This is a genomic window from Dryocola clanedunensis (assembly GCF_038405435.1).
In the GTDB taxonomy this organism is placed as follows: domain Bacteria; phylum Pseudomonadota; class Gammaproteobacteria; order Enterobacterales; family Enterobacteriaceae; genus Dryocola; species Dryocola clanedunensis_A.
Genome location: NZ_JBBYHZ010000002.1, coordinates 479,272 through 495,258, shown reverse-complemented (window position 1 = coordinate 495,258; position 15,987 = coordinate 479,272). Strand labels below are relative to the sequence as shown.

Genomic DNA, 15,987 nt, shown 5'->3' with positions numbered 1-15,987 from the left:
AAAATGATAAGGGCAAAATCATCCTGTATCTTAGAGTTGCCCTTTATGACAAACCAGTTTCGCAAAAACAAATACAAAATAGTTTTTTTGCTATAGGAAATAAACATGTTCGATTTGGAAAAAGCGCAAAGAATGAGTTTAACTCTGCAGGTAGAAGCCCGGTTAAAAAGTGCGCTTATTGTCGGGGCACTGAAGCCCGGCGCCCGGCTTGTGACCAAAGATATTGCTGAGCAGCTGGGCACCAGTATTACTCCCGTCAGGGAAGCATTATTACGTCTGGTCTCTTCCGGTGCGCTGGACGCTACCCCGGCGCAGGCGTTTCTTGTGCCGGAGATCTCGTTGAGCCGCTATCAGGAAATTACCACCATCCGTAAGAGCCTGGAAGTTATGGCGGTGACGGAAGCCGTGCGCTTAATGGATGCAGATAAGCTTGAGAGGCTGCACCAGCTCTACGATCATTTCCGGACGGCAAAACTTTCGTCCAGCGTAGAACAGGCGTTACAGGCCAACCGCACGTTCCGTTTTCAGCTCTACGAGTATGCGCAGATGCCGACGCTGTCGGTTCTCATCGAGCAGCTCTGGGTGCGCATTGGCCCATGTTTTAACTATTTGTACCCGCAGTCGGAAGAGACGGCGCAGGGGCACCATAATTATGATGATTTACTGGAAGGACTGGCGGGAAAAGATGTCAATCGCTGCGTAAAAGCGATTCTGAAATCTATTGATGACGGCGCAACGATTTTGATGAATCAATATTTCCGCTGACGATGAGCAACCGTCATCAACGACGAAATCCGTAGCAAAAAAGTGGCCTTTATTCCGCCCGGAAGAATATTATTGGTGCGCAGAGAAGGCCATTTTGTACATGAATATAGCCAGATATGACATATCGATGTGGCAGGGTAAATAAGCAGCAGATTATTTATCCTTTATCTGATTAAGCTACTATTAATTATTAAATCCATTTAAGCGCTACTTAACTAAAAGGTCACTGGCTGCGCTTATCCCGGATCCACTCCTGCACCTCTACCACAAACTCATCCGGCGCTTTGCGGTAGACGCGGCGGGCCAGATCCAGAATCGTGTGCTGCGACAGGGCTTCTTCCATCCGCTGCTGGGCGGTGTTCATCACAGCGCGGATACCGCAGATACCCTCACAGGCCCAGGCGGGCGGGGACTCATCAAAGACCGCCATGCGCTGGCGGATTTCTTTGCAGTCGAAGATCGCTTTAGGGCCGTCTATCGCCCCCACGATGTCCAGCACGCTTATCTGCTCCGGCAGACGAGCCAGGGTAAAACCGCCGCCTTTGCCTTCGCTGCTGACGACCAGCCCGGCCTTTGAAAGTTTGGTGAAGATTTTGGCGAGATAGTCGTAGGGCACGCCCTGAAGCTCAGCGATTTCACGCACGCTCATCTCCACGCCGTTCCCTTTGCTGTCCACCATACACACCAGGCTGTGAATGCCGTATTCCACGCCCGCGCTGTAAAAAGCCATAAAACCCCCACCGTGATCAATCCGAGTAATGTAGGCATATCTTCTCCCGCATGCAATGAAAAGGCATGTCTGAAGCGAGATAAAAATTAACTACGAAAGAACTTGTCGGAGTCAACTGCGACAAGTATAGTCGTAGTCACCAGCCGGAGTCGGCTTCATTTCGTAAAGGAAGATCCAATGAAACAAAAGATCCTTATTCTCGGCGCCGGTTTCGCAGGCATGTGGGCCGCGCTCAGCGCCGCTCGTTTAGCGGCGATGCACGAGCGCAGCGATATCGAAATTGTGGTGCTTGCTCCCCAGCCGGAGCTGCGCGTTCGCCCACGCTTCTATGAAGAGAAGGTGGAAACCCTGGTTTCTCCGCTGCTGCCGCTGTTTGAGGCCACCGGCGTGAAGTTTGTGCAGGGTGAGGCTCAGCGCATCGATGCCGAAGGTCAATGCGTCTGGTACCGCAACGCTAAAAACGAAAGCACGCCTGAACATTACGATCGCCTGGTGCTGGCAACCGGCAGCCACCTTCGCCGCGATTTAGTAAAAGGGGCTGCAAAGCACGCCTTCGATCTCGATCAGCTTGAGAGCGCGCTGCGTCTTGAACAACATATCAGCCAGCTCGGCGAGCAGCCTGAGACCGGGGCGCGTAATACCGTCATCGTCTGCGGCGGCGGCTTTACTGGGATTGAGGTTGCCACCGAGCTGCCGCACCGTCTGCGCCAGATTCTGGGTGAAGGCAGTACGCCGCGCGTGATTGTCATTGAGCGTGGAAATGTGATTGGCGGCCGCTGGAGCGAAGAGCTGCGCGAAGTGATTCGTGAAGCCAGCGACGAGCTGGGCGTTGAGTGGCGTCTGGGCGCGGAGATTGCGGAAGTGAACGGGCAGGGTATTGTGCTGGCGGACGGCGAAGTCATTGAGTCAAATACGGTCATCTGGACGGTGGGCGTACAGGCTAACGAGCTGACGCAGCAAATCTCCGCGGAACGTGACGCTCAGGGCCGCCTGCACGTTAACGAATTCCTCCAGGTTCCGGGCTATGACGCAATTTTCGCCACCGGGGACGTTGCCCGTGCGGCAACGGACGATAAGGGCAACGTGGCGCTGATGACCTGCCAGCATGCGATCATGCTGGGCCGCTTTGTCGGGCATAACGCCGCGGCTTCTCTGCTGGGCGTCGAACCGCTGACCTATCGCCAGGTAAACTACGTGACCTGTCTGGATCTGGGCGGCTGGGGTGCGGTCTATACCGAAGGGTGGGAGCAGGAAGTGAAGCTGACGCGTGCGGAAGCGAAGAAGCTTAAGCTTTCGATCACCAGCGAGCTTATATACCCGCCGAAGGCGGATCGCAAGATTGCGTTTGAAACCGCAGATCCGCTGGCAGCGTTTGTCTGAGCAAAGGTATGATGGGCGTCTTGCTTCAGATTCTTCAGGATGCCCGTCATGAACAACGATATTACCTTCTTTGCGCGTTTCGAAGCCGACATTGTCGCCGGACGAAAGACCATCACCCTGCGCGATGAGGCTGAATCCCACTTTCAGTCGGGACAGCGGCTTCGGGTAGGGCGCTACGAGGATAACGTTTACTTTTGCACAATTGAGGTAAAAAGCGTGCTGCCGGTAAAACTGGATGAGCTGACCGATGAACATGCCCGCCAGGAAAATATGACGCTGCCGCAGTTAAAGCAGGTGATTGGCGAAATATATCCTGGGCTGAACGAGCTGTACGTTATTTCTTTCACGCTGATACAATAAAATACGAAGTCCCGGAAACGCACCGCCGGTTAATAGCTGGCAGCGTGCTCAGGAATGGGCAGCCTGTATTGCGGGCTGCCCCATCTTCCGGCGGTTACCTTGCCTGCTGGAAATGGCTAGCCTGCGCCAGCTGGCCGCTCTGGGACTGCTGCTCGCTCATATGCGCCATGGAGGCATGGGGAGCAAAAAACGGCGAAATAATAAAGGCCGCTAATAAAACGAGTTTAAGAAAAAACTTCAGCACCATTAACACTCTGCTTACATGCACATCATCTTATTCAATAAGAGATAGCGGAATAAGAAATTTAAAGATAAAAGCCGTGCCCAAAGAGAATATATTCATGGGACCGGCACTAATCTGGCGTACGTATAGTAACCATCAGTTCGCATCATTTCTATATCTTCAAATTCCTAAATAAGGAAATCACCCTCGTTATTTCCTCCAAGCGACTAATAAACATCAATAAAAACAGTTTTGTCTGAAAATGGATAAGGAAGGGGGGCAGCCCCTTCCCGAGGAGAAACTACCGGCTGGCTTGTTTTAGCATCTGATAGAGCTCGTCTTTGAGCCGCAGCTTCTCTTTTTTCAACTGCATGACCTTCTCGCAGTAGCCGTTACCCTGCGGGCCCTCCCTGCGCAGGATTTCATCATCTAGCTTATTGTGTTTGTCGAACAGGCTGAGGAAGCGTGGATTGGCGGATTTTAACTCGGTGATAAGCTCGCGATATTCTGGAAACATATCTGACCTCCCTGGGACGTTTGTCGGTGGATGGAGTATTACCGGGCATAAGTCTTAGCTGCCAGCGCCAGTGTAGAGGCGAGACGGAGCCAAAGGGAAGCGTAGAATCGTATGGGTTTGTCAATTTGCGATCGGGGTAGCGCATTGCGGGCCTGGCTTGCATCGCCCTGTAACGTCGCCGGAATTAGTGCCGCATATTGTCAAAGACAGGATCTGTCCTGACGTGTTAAAACATAGCTATGATATATCTTAATGAACCAACGGAGCAGGCTATGACTTCTCAACAGAACAAACAAAAATTACCAAAACGCGTCAAGAATGAGCTTAAGTTTCGTAAGCTGGTGGTGAAAAGCAAGCAGGCCGTGGCGGGCTGCTTCTGGCGAATTGTGTTCACCAGCGAGCAGCTGAGCGGTTTTGCCTCCCACGGTTTCGATGACCATATCAAGGTCTTTTTCCCGGCTGAAAACGGTGAGCTGCAGATGCCTGCAATTACCGAAGAGGGCATCGTCTGGGGAGACGGACCGCGCCCGCTTTCCCGCGACTATACGCCGCTGGCTTTTGACGCCGCCGCCGGTGAGCTGACCATCGACTTCTATATTCATGACGGCGGTGTGGCCAGCGGCTGGGCAGCGGAGGCCAAAGCAGGCGACACGCTGATGATTGGCGGGCCGCGCGGATCGCTGGTGATCCCAACGGACTATGCTTATCAGCTCTACGTCTGCGACGAAAGCGGGCTGCCAGCCGTGCGCCGCCGCCTGCAGTCGCTGCCCGATAACGTGACCGTTCAGGTTCTGGTGAACAGCCATCACGGCGACACCCAGCCGTATCTGAACGAATTCAGCCATGCCGCTGTGGAATGGCTTAACGAGGCTTCCCTTGCTGAACGACTAAAAACGCTGGCTATCCCGGCGGAAGATTACTTCATCTGGATAACCGGTGAAGGCGCCGACGTGAAGCGTATGAGCGACGAGCTGGTAACCTCCCGCAATCTTGACGGCGATTACGTTCGCGCCGTTGCCTACTGGCACAGTAAATAAGGGAGAGCAAATGCGGATCCACAACGACGGCCACGGCGGCCCGGAAGGAAAGGCGCGGCACCGCCGTGAAAAGCTCTTTGATGCTCAGGATATTCGCCTGCTGATCCTGCACTGCCTTGCCGGTAATAGCGCGCACGGCTATGAGCTAATCAAAACTATTGAGGCGATGGCGAAAGGGGAATATGTCCCCAGCCCGGGCATTATCTATCCAAACCTGACGCTGCTTGAAGAGATGGGCGCGATCTGCGCCACGGCAGAGTCAGGAGGCAAGAAAGTCTGGTCGCTGACCCAGGAAGGGAGCACGTTTCTCGGACAGCAACAGCAGGAAGTTGAGCAGGTCATTCAGCGCCTGGCGTCGCTGGGCGTGCTGGGGGATAACCGCCGCATTCCTGAAATGCAGCGGGCAATCCACAACTTTAAAATGGCGCTGAATACCCGTCTCGGCAAGGGCGACCTCTCCCAGGAGACGGTTTATCAGATTATCGACACCCTGGATCGGGCGGCAAAAGACATCGAACGCAGCTAGTCATACCAGTCAGCAGACGATTAAGCATAAAGTTTTGCTTCAATATGCCGAAACCCAATGCATCTTTTGGAATGAGATCGGGAAAGCATGTTAAATCGTATAAAAGTTGTCACCAGCCTGCTGATTGTGCTGGCATTGTTCGGGATTCTGCAATTAACCTCCGGCGGGCTGTTCTTTAACGCCCTGAAAAACGACAAGGAAAACTTCACCGTCCTGCAAACCATTCGTCAGCAGCAGTCCACGCTGAACGGCAGCTGGGTTGCTCTGCTGCAAACCCGTAACACCCTCAACCGCGCCGGGATCCGCTACATGATGGATACCACCAACACCGGCAGCGGCTCTACCGTCCCTGAGCTGATGCAAATCGCCAGCACCTCCCTGAAGCGTGCCGAAGAGCAGTGGGCGGCTTATGCAGCCCTGCCGCGCGATCCTCGTCAAAGCGAACAGGCTATCGCTGAAATCAAGCGCAACTACGATATCTACCACGGTGCGCTGGCGGAGCTGATTCAGCTGCTTGGAGCGGGGAAGATAAACGAGTTCTTCGACCAGCCAACGCAGAAATATCAGGACGGCTTCGAGCAGCAGTACGTCAGCTATCTCGAACAGAACGATCGTCTCTACCAGCTGGCCGTAGAGGACAACAGCAGCTCCTATAATCTGGCCATCTGGCTGCTGATTGCCATTCTGCTCGCCGTGCTGGTGGTGATTGTGATCGTCTGGCTGGGCATCCAGAAGACGCTGATCGCACCGCTGACCAGCCTGATCGTCAGCATCCGCCATATCGCCGGTGGCGATCTGGTACGCAGAATTGAAGTGGAAGGCACCAACGAGATGGGCCAGCTGGCGGACAGCCTGCGGAACATGCAGGCCGAGCTGGTCAGCACGGTGAGCGACGTGCGTAACGGCGCCAACGCCATTTACAGCGGCGCGAGCGAAATCTCCATTGGTAATAACGATCTCTCTTCCCGTACCGAAGAGCAGGCTGCTTCTCTTGAAGAGACGGCGGCCAGCATGGAAGAGCTGACGGCCACCGTTAAGCAGAACGCCGAAAACGCACGCCAGGCGAGCCAGCTTGCTCTGAGCGCCTCGGAAACGGCCCAGCGCGGCGGAAAAGTGGTTGATAACGTGGTGCGCACCATGAATGATATCGCCGGCAGCTCCAAGAAGATCGCCGATATTACCAGCGTGATCGACGGCATTGCCTTCCAGACCAATATCCTGGCCCTGAACGCGGCGGTTGAAGCTGCCCGCGCAGGCGAGCAGGGGCGTGGTTTCGCCGTGGTAGCAGGGGAAGTGCGTAATCTTGCCCAGCGCAGCGCTCAGGCCGCGAAAGAGATTAAGGGCCTGATTGAGGATTCCGTCAGCAAGGTGGATACCGGTTCCACGCTGGTAGAAAGTGCCGGTGAAACGATGGATGAAATCGTGAATGCCGTCACCCGCGTGACCGATATCATGGGCGAAATCGCCTCCGCCTCCGACGAGCAAAGCCGGGGTATCGACCAGGTCGGCCTTGCGGTATCCGAAATGGACCGCGTGACCCAGCAGAACGCCGCGCTGGTGGAAGAGTCCGCCGCCGCTGCCGCCGCGCTGGAAGAGCAGGCCAGCCGTCTGACCCAGGCCGTTTCCGTGTTCCGCATCACCCACAATGCGGCAGGCGAAGGCGCCGAACTAAAAACCCCTAAGCTTCCGGCCGCTTCCGCTGCACCCCGCAAACTGGTGAAAACGGCAGCCACCGATGAGAACTGGGAAACCTTCTGATTTGCTCCCCGCAACCCTTCTCCGCAAGGAGAGGGGTTTTAAATTAAGAGCTTTATTTGAGTCTCTTAACTTCAAATAATGGCGTTAAGGGCTTTAAATAAAGCTCTTATTTTTTAACTTACCCACCAGCGTGCTATACTCTAAACAATACCAATCCCTGTCTATTGATCTATAAGGTTCACCGGTGGCGCTAATCCTGTATACCGAAAATGAGTTACTTGCCGAGCTCGGCAATCGGCTACGCGAGCATCGTCTTCGGCGAAATCTACTGCAAAAAAAATTGGCCGAAAATGCCGGAATTTCAGTCTCCGCTCTTAAAAAACTGGAAAACCAGGGGCTGGGGTCGCTGGAAAACTTTATGAAAGTCGTGTTTGCCCTGCGGCTGGAGAAGGAGTTGCAGACGCTATTTGTGCCGCAGCCGCTGACTATCGCCCAGATAGAGAAATTACAGCAGCCCTCTCGTCTGCGTGCCAGGCCCAGCTCCCGTAGTAAAAAACAGGTTAAGGAGTAACCATCAGATGATCTATCAACCGCTGCGTAGTCTTGAGATTGTTTACCGTGGCTGGGGGGAAGAGTGGATTGTTGGCCGCCTGGTAGAGGGCACGGTTCGCGGCCACTGGCTGTTTGAGTATACCGCCGAGGCGCTGGAGCGGGGCATTGAGCTTTCTCCCTTACAGGTGCCCCTCAGCACTGAAACGTATGCCGACTTCGAAAGGCACCAGGACAGGCTGCCTGGATTTGTAGCCGATTCACTGCCGGACGGCTGGGGACGTTTGCTGACCGATCGCCTGCTTCGCCGTAACCAGCTGGAACCGGCAAGGGTCAGCGTACTCGACCGACTGGCCCTGCTGGGCGAGAACACCATGGGTGCTCTGACCTACCGCCCGTTGATGTCGCTGCCGGACAACCAGCAGGATGAATACAATATTCATAACCTGCTGGATCTGGCTCAACAGGTGCGCGAAGAGGTTACCGGACAGGATTCTGAAGCTTTACGGGAGCTGGTTAGACTGGGAGGTTCCCCGCACGGGGCCAGACCCAAGGCTGTGGTGAATTACAATCCGGGCTCGGGAGAAATGGGCACGACGCCATTTTCCGGTAGCGAGGCATGGCTTGTAAAATTTCCCTCAGCCCTGGAAGAGAGTTGGGTCTGTGCCATGGAGGAAGTCTATGCCCGTATGGCGCGACAAGCAGGTATAGCCTTTCCAGAAAGCCAGTATTTTCCCCTGTCGGATGGTCTGGCCGCTTTTGGCGTACACCGTTTCGACCGGCAGGGTGAGCTGCGCATCCCGGTAATGAGTATGGCCGGGGCGCTGCATGCCGATTTTCGTCTGCCCAGCCTCGACTACAGCCAGGTATTAAAAGCGACAAGCCTGATAACAAGGAGCGCAGCTGAAAAAGAGATACAGGCCCGTCGGATGGTGTTTAACGTTTTGATGAACAACAGGGACGACCACGCCAAGAATTTTTCATTCATCCTGAATGCAGAAGACGAATGGGAAGTCTCTCCTGCCTACGATCTTACCTTCCAGGACGGTCCGGGCGGCGAGCATCAGACCGCAGTGATGGGCTATGGCAGGAACATCACCAGATCGATGATGGTAAAAGCAGGTGAAAGCGCCGGGATACCTGCTAACACAATGAAGAGCATTATTGACGAAGTGGCAGATATCGCCGTAGCTTTTGTCCGCGTGGCCGATGCGTTCGCAGATATCATACCTCGTAAAGAAATCCTGTTCTTTGAAGGACGCATTAACCAGAATCTGAACGCTCTGCAAAAGTAAACGTCGGGGGAATGCCCATTCCCTCACTTATTTTCCGGTTATCCTTTCCCGTTTTCCAACTATCCAAATGTAAATAAATTGTTTCTCAGCGGCCGCGCGACGCTCTATTAATGAACGCATGTTAAGTAAATCGAGTGCGTGATATGTCCTATCGAATCAGCCTGCTGGATAAAAGCCCGGTTGCCGTCAATGAAACATCTGAGGAGGCGCTAAGGCGTACGCTCAGCCTCGCACAGCATGCGGAAAACTGGGGTTATCACCGTTTCTGGATCGCCGAGCATCACAATACGTCCCGGCTGGCCAGCCCTTCGCCGGAGCTGGTGATTGCCTGGATCCTCGGGCAGACGCGCCATATTCGCGTCGGCTCCGGCGGGGTGATGCTGCAACACTACAGCCCTTACAAAGTCGCAGAAAATTTCAACCTGCTGGCCTCCATTGCCCCTGGCCGGGTCGACCTTGGCATCGGGAAAGCGCCGGGTGGGCTGCCGCTCTCCACCCGCGCCTTGCAGACCGGCCTGCATCAGGATGAGAAAGGCACCTTTGCCGACCAGCTGGCCCAGCTCGATAACTGGCTCTCTTTGCCCGCCGCTGCCGATGACGATGAAAACGCGCTGCGTGCCACGCCTGTTCCGCAGCGGGGAGCAAACCGCTTTCTGTTGGGTGCAAGCCGTGAAAGCGCCTTGCTGGCCGCCCAGCTGGACTGGGATTTTGTCTTTGCTGCGCACCTTAACGGCGACAGGACGCTGCTGGATGAGGTTCTCACTACCTGGCGCAGGCACAGCCAGCGCGAGACGCTGGTCGCGGTGCAGGTCATCGTCGCCGGTACGGCGCAGGAGGCCGATGAGCTGGCAGGCCAGGTGGAAATCTGGGGCGTGGAGCTTGAAAACGGGCAGCGCGTCTCGGTCGGCAGCGAGGGTCAGGCGCAATCTTTTGCACGCCAGGCCGGAAGCCCGATCAAAAACCTGGTAAGACGTGAACCCTCGCTGCTGAAGGGCACCGCTGAAACGGTCCATGCCGGGCTGGCCGCCCTGCAAAAACAATACGCTATCGATGAATTTATTATCGACACGCCGGTTGCCGAAGCGCATGCCCGCACGCTTTCGCTGCGCCTGCTGGCGGCAGGTATGCCGTATCCGGCAGATGCAGAACCTGTTGCCGTACATGAAGCCGGATAAGGGGAAACAGGTGACAGACGTGACATTGACCTTCAGACAGCAGCTTATTAACTGGCGGCGCGAGCTGCACCAGCACCCGGAGCTTTCGGGCCAGGAGGTCGAAACGACGGCCCGCCTGCGTCATTGGCTGGCAGGCGCGGGGCTGCGGCTTCCGCAGTATCCGCTAAGTACGGGAGTTGTGGCGGAGGTAGGAAAAGGCGAAAAGGTTATCGCGCTGCGGGCGGATATTGACGCGCTGCCCATCGAAGAATCCAGCGGCGTAGATTTCAGCTCCGGTAACCCGGGCGTCATGCACGCCTGCGGGCATGACGTACACAGCAGCGTAATGCTGGGCGCCGCGCTGCTGCTCAAAGAGCACGAAAAACAGCTGCCGGGCAGGGTGAGGATCATCTTTCAGCCAGCAGAGGAGAACTTTACCGGCGCAAAAGCAGTGATCAAAGCCGGTGCGCTGGAGGGCGTCAGCGCTATTTTTGGTATGCATAACGAACCCGGCCTGCCGGTGGGCACGTTTGCCACCCGAGGCGGAGCGTTTTATGCCAACGTCGATCGCTTTGTGATCCGCGTGAGGGGCAAAGGCGCACATGCGGCCCGACCGCACGAAGGCAACGACGCCATTTTGCTGGCAGGCCAGCTGGTCACGGCCCTGCAATCCATCGCCAGCCGCAATATCAGCACGCTGGAGTCAGTTGTGGTGAGCGTGACGCGGATTCAGGGGGGTAACACCTGGAACGTGCTGCCGGAGTCGGTAGAGCTGGAAGGAACGGTGCGCACGCATCAGCCCCCTATCCAGCGGCAGGTGGAGAAGCGTATCCGCGAGCTGGCGGAAGGGTTCGCCACCGCGTTCGGCGCGCAGATCGAAGTGGAGTGGTATGCCGGGCCGACAACGTTAGTAAACGATGAAAAATGGGCCGCGTTCGCCACCCGCGTGGCGCAGGACACCGGCTACAGCACGCAAACGGCGGACGTACATATGGGCGGGGAGGATTTCGCCGTCTACCTGAAAACCATACCCGGCGCGTTTGTCAGCATCGGCAGCGCCAGCGAATTTGGCCTGCACCACCCGGCATTTAACCCTGACGAAGCGCTGATAGAAGGAGCCGCGCGCTATTTCGCCTCGCTGGCTGAACAGGCGCTGATCGAAAACTAATTACCCCCACGACCTTTATCATGTCTGACCATGAGGATGAGTTATGTCTGCTGAAAGACAATTACGGCTTGGCACAATACTACACGGCGCGTCCGGCAATATGTCCGCATGGCGCCATCCCGCCGCCGTGGCCGATGCGAGTATTAATTTTGAGTTTGTAAAAGAGACCGCCCGCAGGGCCGAAGAGGGGAAGCTGGATTTTCTGTTCGTGGCGGACGGGTTATATATCAATGAAAAATCGATTCCACATTTTCTTAATCGTTTTGAACCGCTGACGCTGTTATCCGCGCTGGCGAGCATTACCACGCATTTAGGGTTGGTCGGCACGCTCTCTACGTCCTACAGCGAGCCCTTCACCGTCGCACGCCAGTTCGCAAGCCTCGACCATCTGAGCAAGGGCCGCGCGGGCTGGAACGTGGTGACGTCCCCGCTGGAAGGCTCGGCTAAAAACTTCTCTAGAGATAAACATCCGGAGCACGCCCTGCGTTATCGCATAGCGGATGAATACCTGGATGTCGTCAAAGGGCTGTGGGATTCCTGGGAAGAAGATGCCTTTATTCGTGATAAAGCGAGCGGCAGGTTTTTTGATGCCGGTAAATTACATGCGCTTAATCACCACGGGGATTTCTTTAAGGTGGCTGGCCCGCTGAATATTGGCCGCACGCCGCAGGCCAGGCCCATCGTATTTCAGGCTGGCGCATCCGAAGACGGAAAGAAATTAGCAGCCCGCCACGCGGACGCCATATTCACCCACCACGAAACGCTGGAAGAGGCGCAACATTTTTATCGCGACGTGAAAAGCCAGCTCGCGGCGCATGGCCGCACGGCGGAAGAGCTGCATATCTTCCAGGGCGTGAGCGTGATTGTCGGCTCCGACGCGCAGGACGTGGAAAACCAGTATCAGACGACCGCCGCCCTCGTCTCCGTTGAGGACGCGCTGAACTACCTTGGGCGCTACTTCGAACATCATAATTTCAGCCAGTACGAGCTGGACGCGCCGTTCCCGGATATTGGCGAACTGGGGCAGAACAGCTTCCGCAGCACGACGGATGAAATCAAACGTAACGCCCACGAACGCAGGCTGAGCTTACGGCAGGTTGCGCTGGAGTCAGCCACACCGCGCCCGCGCTTCTCCGGCACGGCGCAGCAGGTAGCCGACGGCCTGCAGCACTGGTTTGAAAGCCACGGCGCAGACGGCTTCATTATCCAGGGCGGCACGCCGGACACCTTCCCGCGCTTTGTGGATGAGGTTGTGCCGGTGCTTCAGGCCAGAGGGCTGTTCCGCAAGGAGTATCCGGGGACGACGCTGCGCGAAACCCTGGGGCTTTCCGTGCCCGCCAACCAGTACAGCCAACAACAATAATAAGAGAACCCGCTATGCAGAAATCTACGCTGATCCTGGCTATCGCTCTGGCGCTGTCCTCGTATGCCGCACAGGCACAGGAAGTCACCATTAACGGCGCGGGCGTAAGCCTTGAGGCCAACAAAACGCCGGTTAATACCACCAGGAATCCACAGGCTATCGCCGAACTGCCTAAGGGATATCGCTTTGCCGTGCCGGGGAAGTTCACCGTGGCGGTGGCCGCACTGAATTCGCCTCCGCTGACCGTATTTGCCGACGATAACAAAACGCTGCTCGGCAGCGAGGTGGATATTGCCCGTCTGGTCGCCGACAGCCTGGGCCTTGAGCTGAACGTGGTGCCCACGTCCTGGGAGGACTGGCCGCTGGGGGTCACCTCCGGCAAGTACGACGCGGCGATCAGTAACATTACCGTCACTAAAGATCGCAAAGAGAAGTTTGATTTTGCCACCTATCGCAAAGACTCCCTCGGCTTCTACGTCAAATCTTCCAGCCGGATCGGCGCCATTGAGAAAGCGGAAGATATTGCCGGGCTGCGCATTATCGTCGGCTCGGGCACCAATCAGGAATCTATCCTGCTGGCGTGGAACGAAGAGAACCTGAAGAAGGGGCTGAAGTCGTTCACGCCGGTGTATACCAAAGATGACGCCGCCCTGACGCTGGCGCTGCAGTCCGGGCGCGCGGACGCCTTTTTTGGCCCGAACGTCATTGGCGCGTGGAAAGCTGCGCTGACGGGTAAAACCCGCCTGGTGGGCAGCGTGGACGGCGGCTGGCCGAAGGCGGCCCATATCGCGGTAACGCTGAAGAAAGGCGGCGGCCTGGTGGAGCCGGTGCAAACCGCGCTGAACGGCGTGATTAAAAACGGCGATTACAGCAGGGTGCTGAGCCGCTGGGGGGAGAGCGTCGAGCAAATCCCGGCGTCTGAAATCAATCCCGCCGGTCTTGGCGATTAAGGAGAACAGGATGATAGAACAATTTCGTGACGTCTCGCCGGAGGCGCCGGAGCTGCAGCCCATTATTAGCGGGCTGTTCGGTGAGTATGAGGCGCGCTACGGCGACTATTTTTCCCGCGATGCGGAAGTGGAGCTGACGGAGTGGTATCTCGCTCCGCAGGGGCTGTTTATCGTGCTGGAGCGCGACGGGGAGATAATCGCCACCGGTGCCTACAAGCCGTTTGATGAGCATACCGCCGAGCTGAAGCGCATCTGGACGCATTCGGGTTTACGCAGGCAGGGGCTGGCAGGCCGCATCGTGCGCGAGCTGGAAAGAAGGGCGCTGCTGGCAGGCTACAGCCGCGTTTATCTGACCACCGGGTTCCGCCAGCCTGAAGCCGTGAAGCTCTATCTTGGGCAAGGCTACGAGCCGCAGTTTGATATCCATCGCAATCCCGAAGAGTACAGCGTCGAACCGTACGACGGTCGGCTGCGTTTTAGCAAACCGCTGGCGCTGGACAGCCGCAAAACAGCCTGAGGATCCGATATGACTACACCCTCTACCATTAAAGTTGTTCCGGCGCGCTATCCGTTACGCATCGTCGGGGCCGTTGCCGCGCTGTTTGTGCTGGCGATTGTTATTCAGTCGGTCGCGTTTAATCCGCGCTGGGAGTGGCGCGTCTTTGCCCGCTGGTTCTTCGATCCGGTGATACTGGAAGGGCTGGCGCAGACGCTGCTGCTGACGCTGATAGGCACGGTGCTGAGCGTGATAATAGGCGGCATGCTGGCGCTGGCGCGGCTATCGTCGTCATGGCTGCTGAACGCGCTGGCCTGGGGGTATATCTGGCTGTTCCGCTCGCTGCCTCTGATTGTGGTGCTGATCATCCTCTATAACTTTTCCTACCTGTACGACACGCTGACTCTGGGGATCCCGTTCACCAGTATCAGCTGGGGCAGCGTTGAGACGATAAACGTGCTAGGCCAGTTCTCGACGGCGGTTGTCGGCCTGACGCTGGTGCAGAGTGCCTATACCGCAGAAATTATTCGCGGCGGGTTTCTGGGGGTCGATCACGGGCAGTATGAAGCGGCTGCGGCGCTCGGCTTGCCCGCCTGGCGGCGCACCGTGCGCATTATCCTGCCCCAGGCGCTGCGCACGATCTTACCTTCGGGCTTCAACGAAATCATCAGCCTCGCTAAGGGGACCGCGATGGTTTACGTGCTGGCGATGCCGGAACTGTTTTACACCATCCAGATGATCTACAACCGTACTCAGGAAGTGATCCCGCTGCTGATGGTGGGGGCGGTCTGGTATCTGGCGATCACCAGCGTCCTGTCGCTTATTCAGCATCTTGTTGAGCGCTGGCTTGCGCGCAGCGAGCGTCGCTCCGCCATTAATCCGCAGAGCGCGTCCCGCTCCGTCGTTCGTCAGCCCACGCTACAGACCCAGGAGGCCGCCCATGTATCAGGCTCTTAATCAGCCGGGACACATTTCCATTACCGGCGTCAGCAAATATTTTGGCCGTCATAAAGCGCTGGACGACATCTCCCTCGAGCTGCCGCCGGGTTCGGTGACGGTGATCCTCGGCCCTTCAGGATCGGGGAAATCCACCTTGCTTCGGGCGATTAATCATCTCGAACGCGTGGATGAGGGGTTCATCCAGATAGACGGCGACTACATTGGCTACCGGCTGGCGGGCGACAAGCTCTATGAACTGAAAGAGAAGGAGATCCTCCGCCAGCGGGTTAACGTCGGCTACGTGTTTCAGAACTTCAATCTCTTTCCCCATCTCACGGTGCTGGAGAATCTGATTGAGGCCCCCATCGCCCACGGGCAGCTGAGCCGCAAAGCGGCTATCGAATGGGCCTACGAGCTGCTGGATGTTGTCGGCCTGCGCAATAAGGCGGACGCCTGGTCACGCCATCTGTCCGGCGGCCAGCAGCAGCGCATTGCCATCGCCCGTGCCCTGGCGCTGCGCCCGCGGGTGATGCTGTTTGATGAGCCGACCTCGGCGCTGGATCCTGAGCTGGTGGGGGAAGTGCTCGACGTCATCAAGAAGCTGGCCCGCTCCGGCACCACGCTGGTGGTGGTGACGCATGAGATAGGTTTTGCCCGCGAGGTAGCGGACAAAGTGGTGTTTATGGTGGACGGCAAAATCGTCGAACAGGGCAGCAGCGACGAGGTGCTCAATCGCCCGCAGCACGTCCGGACGCAGCAGTTTTTATCCAAAGTGCTGTAAGGACGCATTCGCTTATCCGCCCTACGAAGGAAATGGTTGGAAGTTTTGTAGGTCGG

At 56.6% G+C, this 15,987-nt stretch carries 16 protein-coding genes and 1 pseudogene; 14 read left to right on the top strand and 3 right to left on the bottom strand.

Annotated elements, in window-relative coordinates; genetic code table 11:
• The first annotated feature begins 105 nt into the window (after positions 1 to 105).
• Positions 106 to 765: a GntR family transcriptional regulator gene (locus AAE045_RS06290; RefSeq protein WP_455546969.1), complete on the top strand. Its 660-nt coding sequence runs from the start codon at positions 106 to 108 to the stop codon at positions 763 to 765.
• Positions 766 to 988: 223 nt separating this feature from the next.
• On the opposite strand, the gene AAE045_RS06285 is transcribed toward AAE045_RS06290, so the two are convergent.
• Complete coding sequence (locus AAE045_RS06285) at positions 989 to 1,495, bottom strand: RrF2 family transcriptional regulator (protein WP_455546968.1); 507 nt, start codon at positions 1,493 to 1,495, stop codon at positions 989 to 991.
• Between the two features lie 177 nt (positions 1,496 to 1,672).
• On the opposite strand from AAE045_RS06285, the gene AAE045_RS06280 reads away from it, so the two are divergent.
• Both AAE045_RS06280 and yqfB read left to right on the top strand, forming a co-directional pair.
• Positions 1,673 to 2,875 (top strand): NAD(P)/FAD-dependent oxidoreductase, encoded by a 1,203-nt coding sequence (locus AAE045_RS06280; RefSeq protein WP_455546967.1) that lies wholly within the window; start codon positions 1,673 to 1,675, stop codon positions 2,873 to 2,875.
• Between the two features lie 48 nt (positions 2,876 to 2,923).
• Positions 2,924 to 3,235, top strand: a complete 312-nt coding sequence (yqfB, locus tag AAE045_RS06275) for a N(4)-acetylcytidine aminohydrolase (RefSeq protein WP_455546966.1) — start codon at positions 2,924 to 2,926, stop codon at positions 3,233 to 3,235.
• Between the two features lie 94 nt (positions 3,236 to 3,329).
• Here yqfB and AAE045_RS06270 read toward each other — a convergent pair whose 3' ends face one another.
• Both AAE045_RS06270 and AAE045_RS06265 read right to left on the bottom strand, forming a co-directional pair.
• Positions 3,330 to 3,488, bottom strand: coding sequence for a hypothetical protein (locus AAE045_RS06270; RefSeq protein WP_455546965.1), 159 nt, complete (start codon positions 3,486 to 3,488; stop codon positions 3,330 to 3,332).
• Between the two features lie 271 nt (positions 3,489 to 3,759).
• Positions 3,760 to 3,975 (bottom strand): YdcH family protein, encoded by a 216-nt coding sequence (locus AAE045_RS06265; protein ID WP_455428149.1) that lies wholly within the window; start codon positions 3,973 to 3,975, stop codon positions 3,760 to 3,762.
• A gap of 272 nt (positions 3,976 to 4,247) precedes the next feature.
• Here AAE045_RS06265 and AAE045_RS06260 point away from each other — a divergent pair, with 272 nt between their 5' ends.
• The 11 genes and pseudogenes from AAE045_RS06260 to AAE045_RS06210 all read left to right on the top strand — a co-directional run bounded on the left by AAE045_RS06260 (position 4,248) and on the right by AAE045_RS06210 (position 15,931).
• Complete coding sequence (locus AAE045_RS06260) at positions 4,248 to 5,012, top strand: siderophore-interacting protein (RefSeq protein WP_455546964.1); 765 nt, start codon at positions 4,248 to 4,250, stop codon at positions 5,010 to 5,012.
• 10 nt (positions 5,013 to 5,022) lie between these two features.
• A complete protein-coding gene (locus tag AAE045_RS06255; RefSeq protein ID WP_455546963.1) occupies positions 5,023 to 5,538 on the top strand; it encodes a PadR family transcriptional regulator in 516 nt (171 codons plus the stop codon).
• A gap of 87 nt (positions 5,539 to 5,625) precedes the next feature.
• The gene (tsr, locus tag AAE045_RS06250) at positions 5,626 to 7,296 is read left to right on the top strand and encodes a methyl-accepting chemotaxis protein (RefSeq protein WP_455546962.1); all 1,671 of its coding nucleotides are present in this window, start codon (positions 5,626 to 5,628) and stop codon (positions 7,294 to 7,296) included.
• 184 nt (positions 7,297 to 7,480) lie between these two features.
• Positions 7,481 to 7,807, top strand: coding sequence for a helix-turn-helix domain-containing protein (locus AAE045_RS06245; protein ID WP_455546961.1), 327 nt, complete (start codon positions 7,481 to 7,483; stop codon positions 7,805 to 7,807).
• Between the two features lie 7 nt (positions 7,808 to 7,814).
• Positions 7,815 to 9,080 (top strand): type II toxin-antitoxin system HipA family toxin, encoded by a 1,266-nt coding sequence (locus tag AAE045_RS06240; RefSeq protein ID WP_455546960.1) that lies wholly within the window; start codon positions 7,815 to 7,817, stop codon positions 9,078 to 9,080.
• Between the two features lie 143 nt (positions 9,081 to 9,223).
• Complete coding sequence (locus AAE045_RS06235) at positions 9,224 to 10,255, top strand: MsnO8 family LLM class oxidoreductase (RefSeq protein WP_455546959.1); 1,032 nt, start codon at positions 9,224 to 9,226, stop codon at positions 10,253 to 10,255.
• A gap of 25 nt (positions 10,256 to 10,280) precedes the next feature.
• A complete protein-coding gene (locus AAE045_RS06230) occupies positions 10,281 to 11,402 on the top strand; it encodes an amidohydrolase (RefSeq protein ID WP_455547174.1) in 1,122 nt (373 codons plus the stop codon).
• A gap of 43 nt (positions 11,403 to 11,445) precedes the next feature.
• Positions 11,446 to 13,715 (top strand): annotated as a pseudogene (locus AAE045_RS06225) (NtaA/DmoA family FMN-dependent monooxygenase).
• 10 nt (positions 13,716 to 13,725) lie between these two features.
• Complete coding sequence (locus tag AAE045_RS06220) at positions 13,726 to 14,232, top strand: GNAT family N-acetyltransferase (RefSeq protein WP_455546958.1); 507 nt, start codon at positions 13,726 to 13,728, stop codon at positions 14,230 to 14,232.
• A 9-nt stretch (positions 14,233 to 14,241) separates the two neighbouring features.
• Positions 14,242 to 15,168 carry an amino acid ABC transporter permease gene (locus AAE045_RS06215; RefSeq protein ID WP_455546957.1) on the top strand — a complete coding sequence of 309 codons (927 nt, stop codon included), beginning with the start codon at positions 14,242 to 14,244 and terminating at the stop codon, positions 15,166 to 15,168.
• Positions 15,152 to 15,931: an amino acid ABC transporter ATP-binding protein gene (locus AAE045_RS06210; RefSeq protein ID WP_455546956.1), complete on the top strand. Its 780-nt coding sequence runs from the start codon at positions 15,152 to 15,154 to the stop codon at positions 15,929 to 15,931. The genes AAE045_RS06215 and AAE045_RS06210 overlap by 17 nt, the downstream gene beginning before the upstream one ends.
• The last annotated feature ends 56 nt before the right edge of the window (positions 15,932 to 15,987 follow it).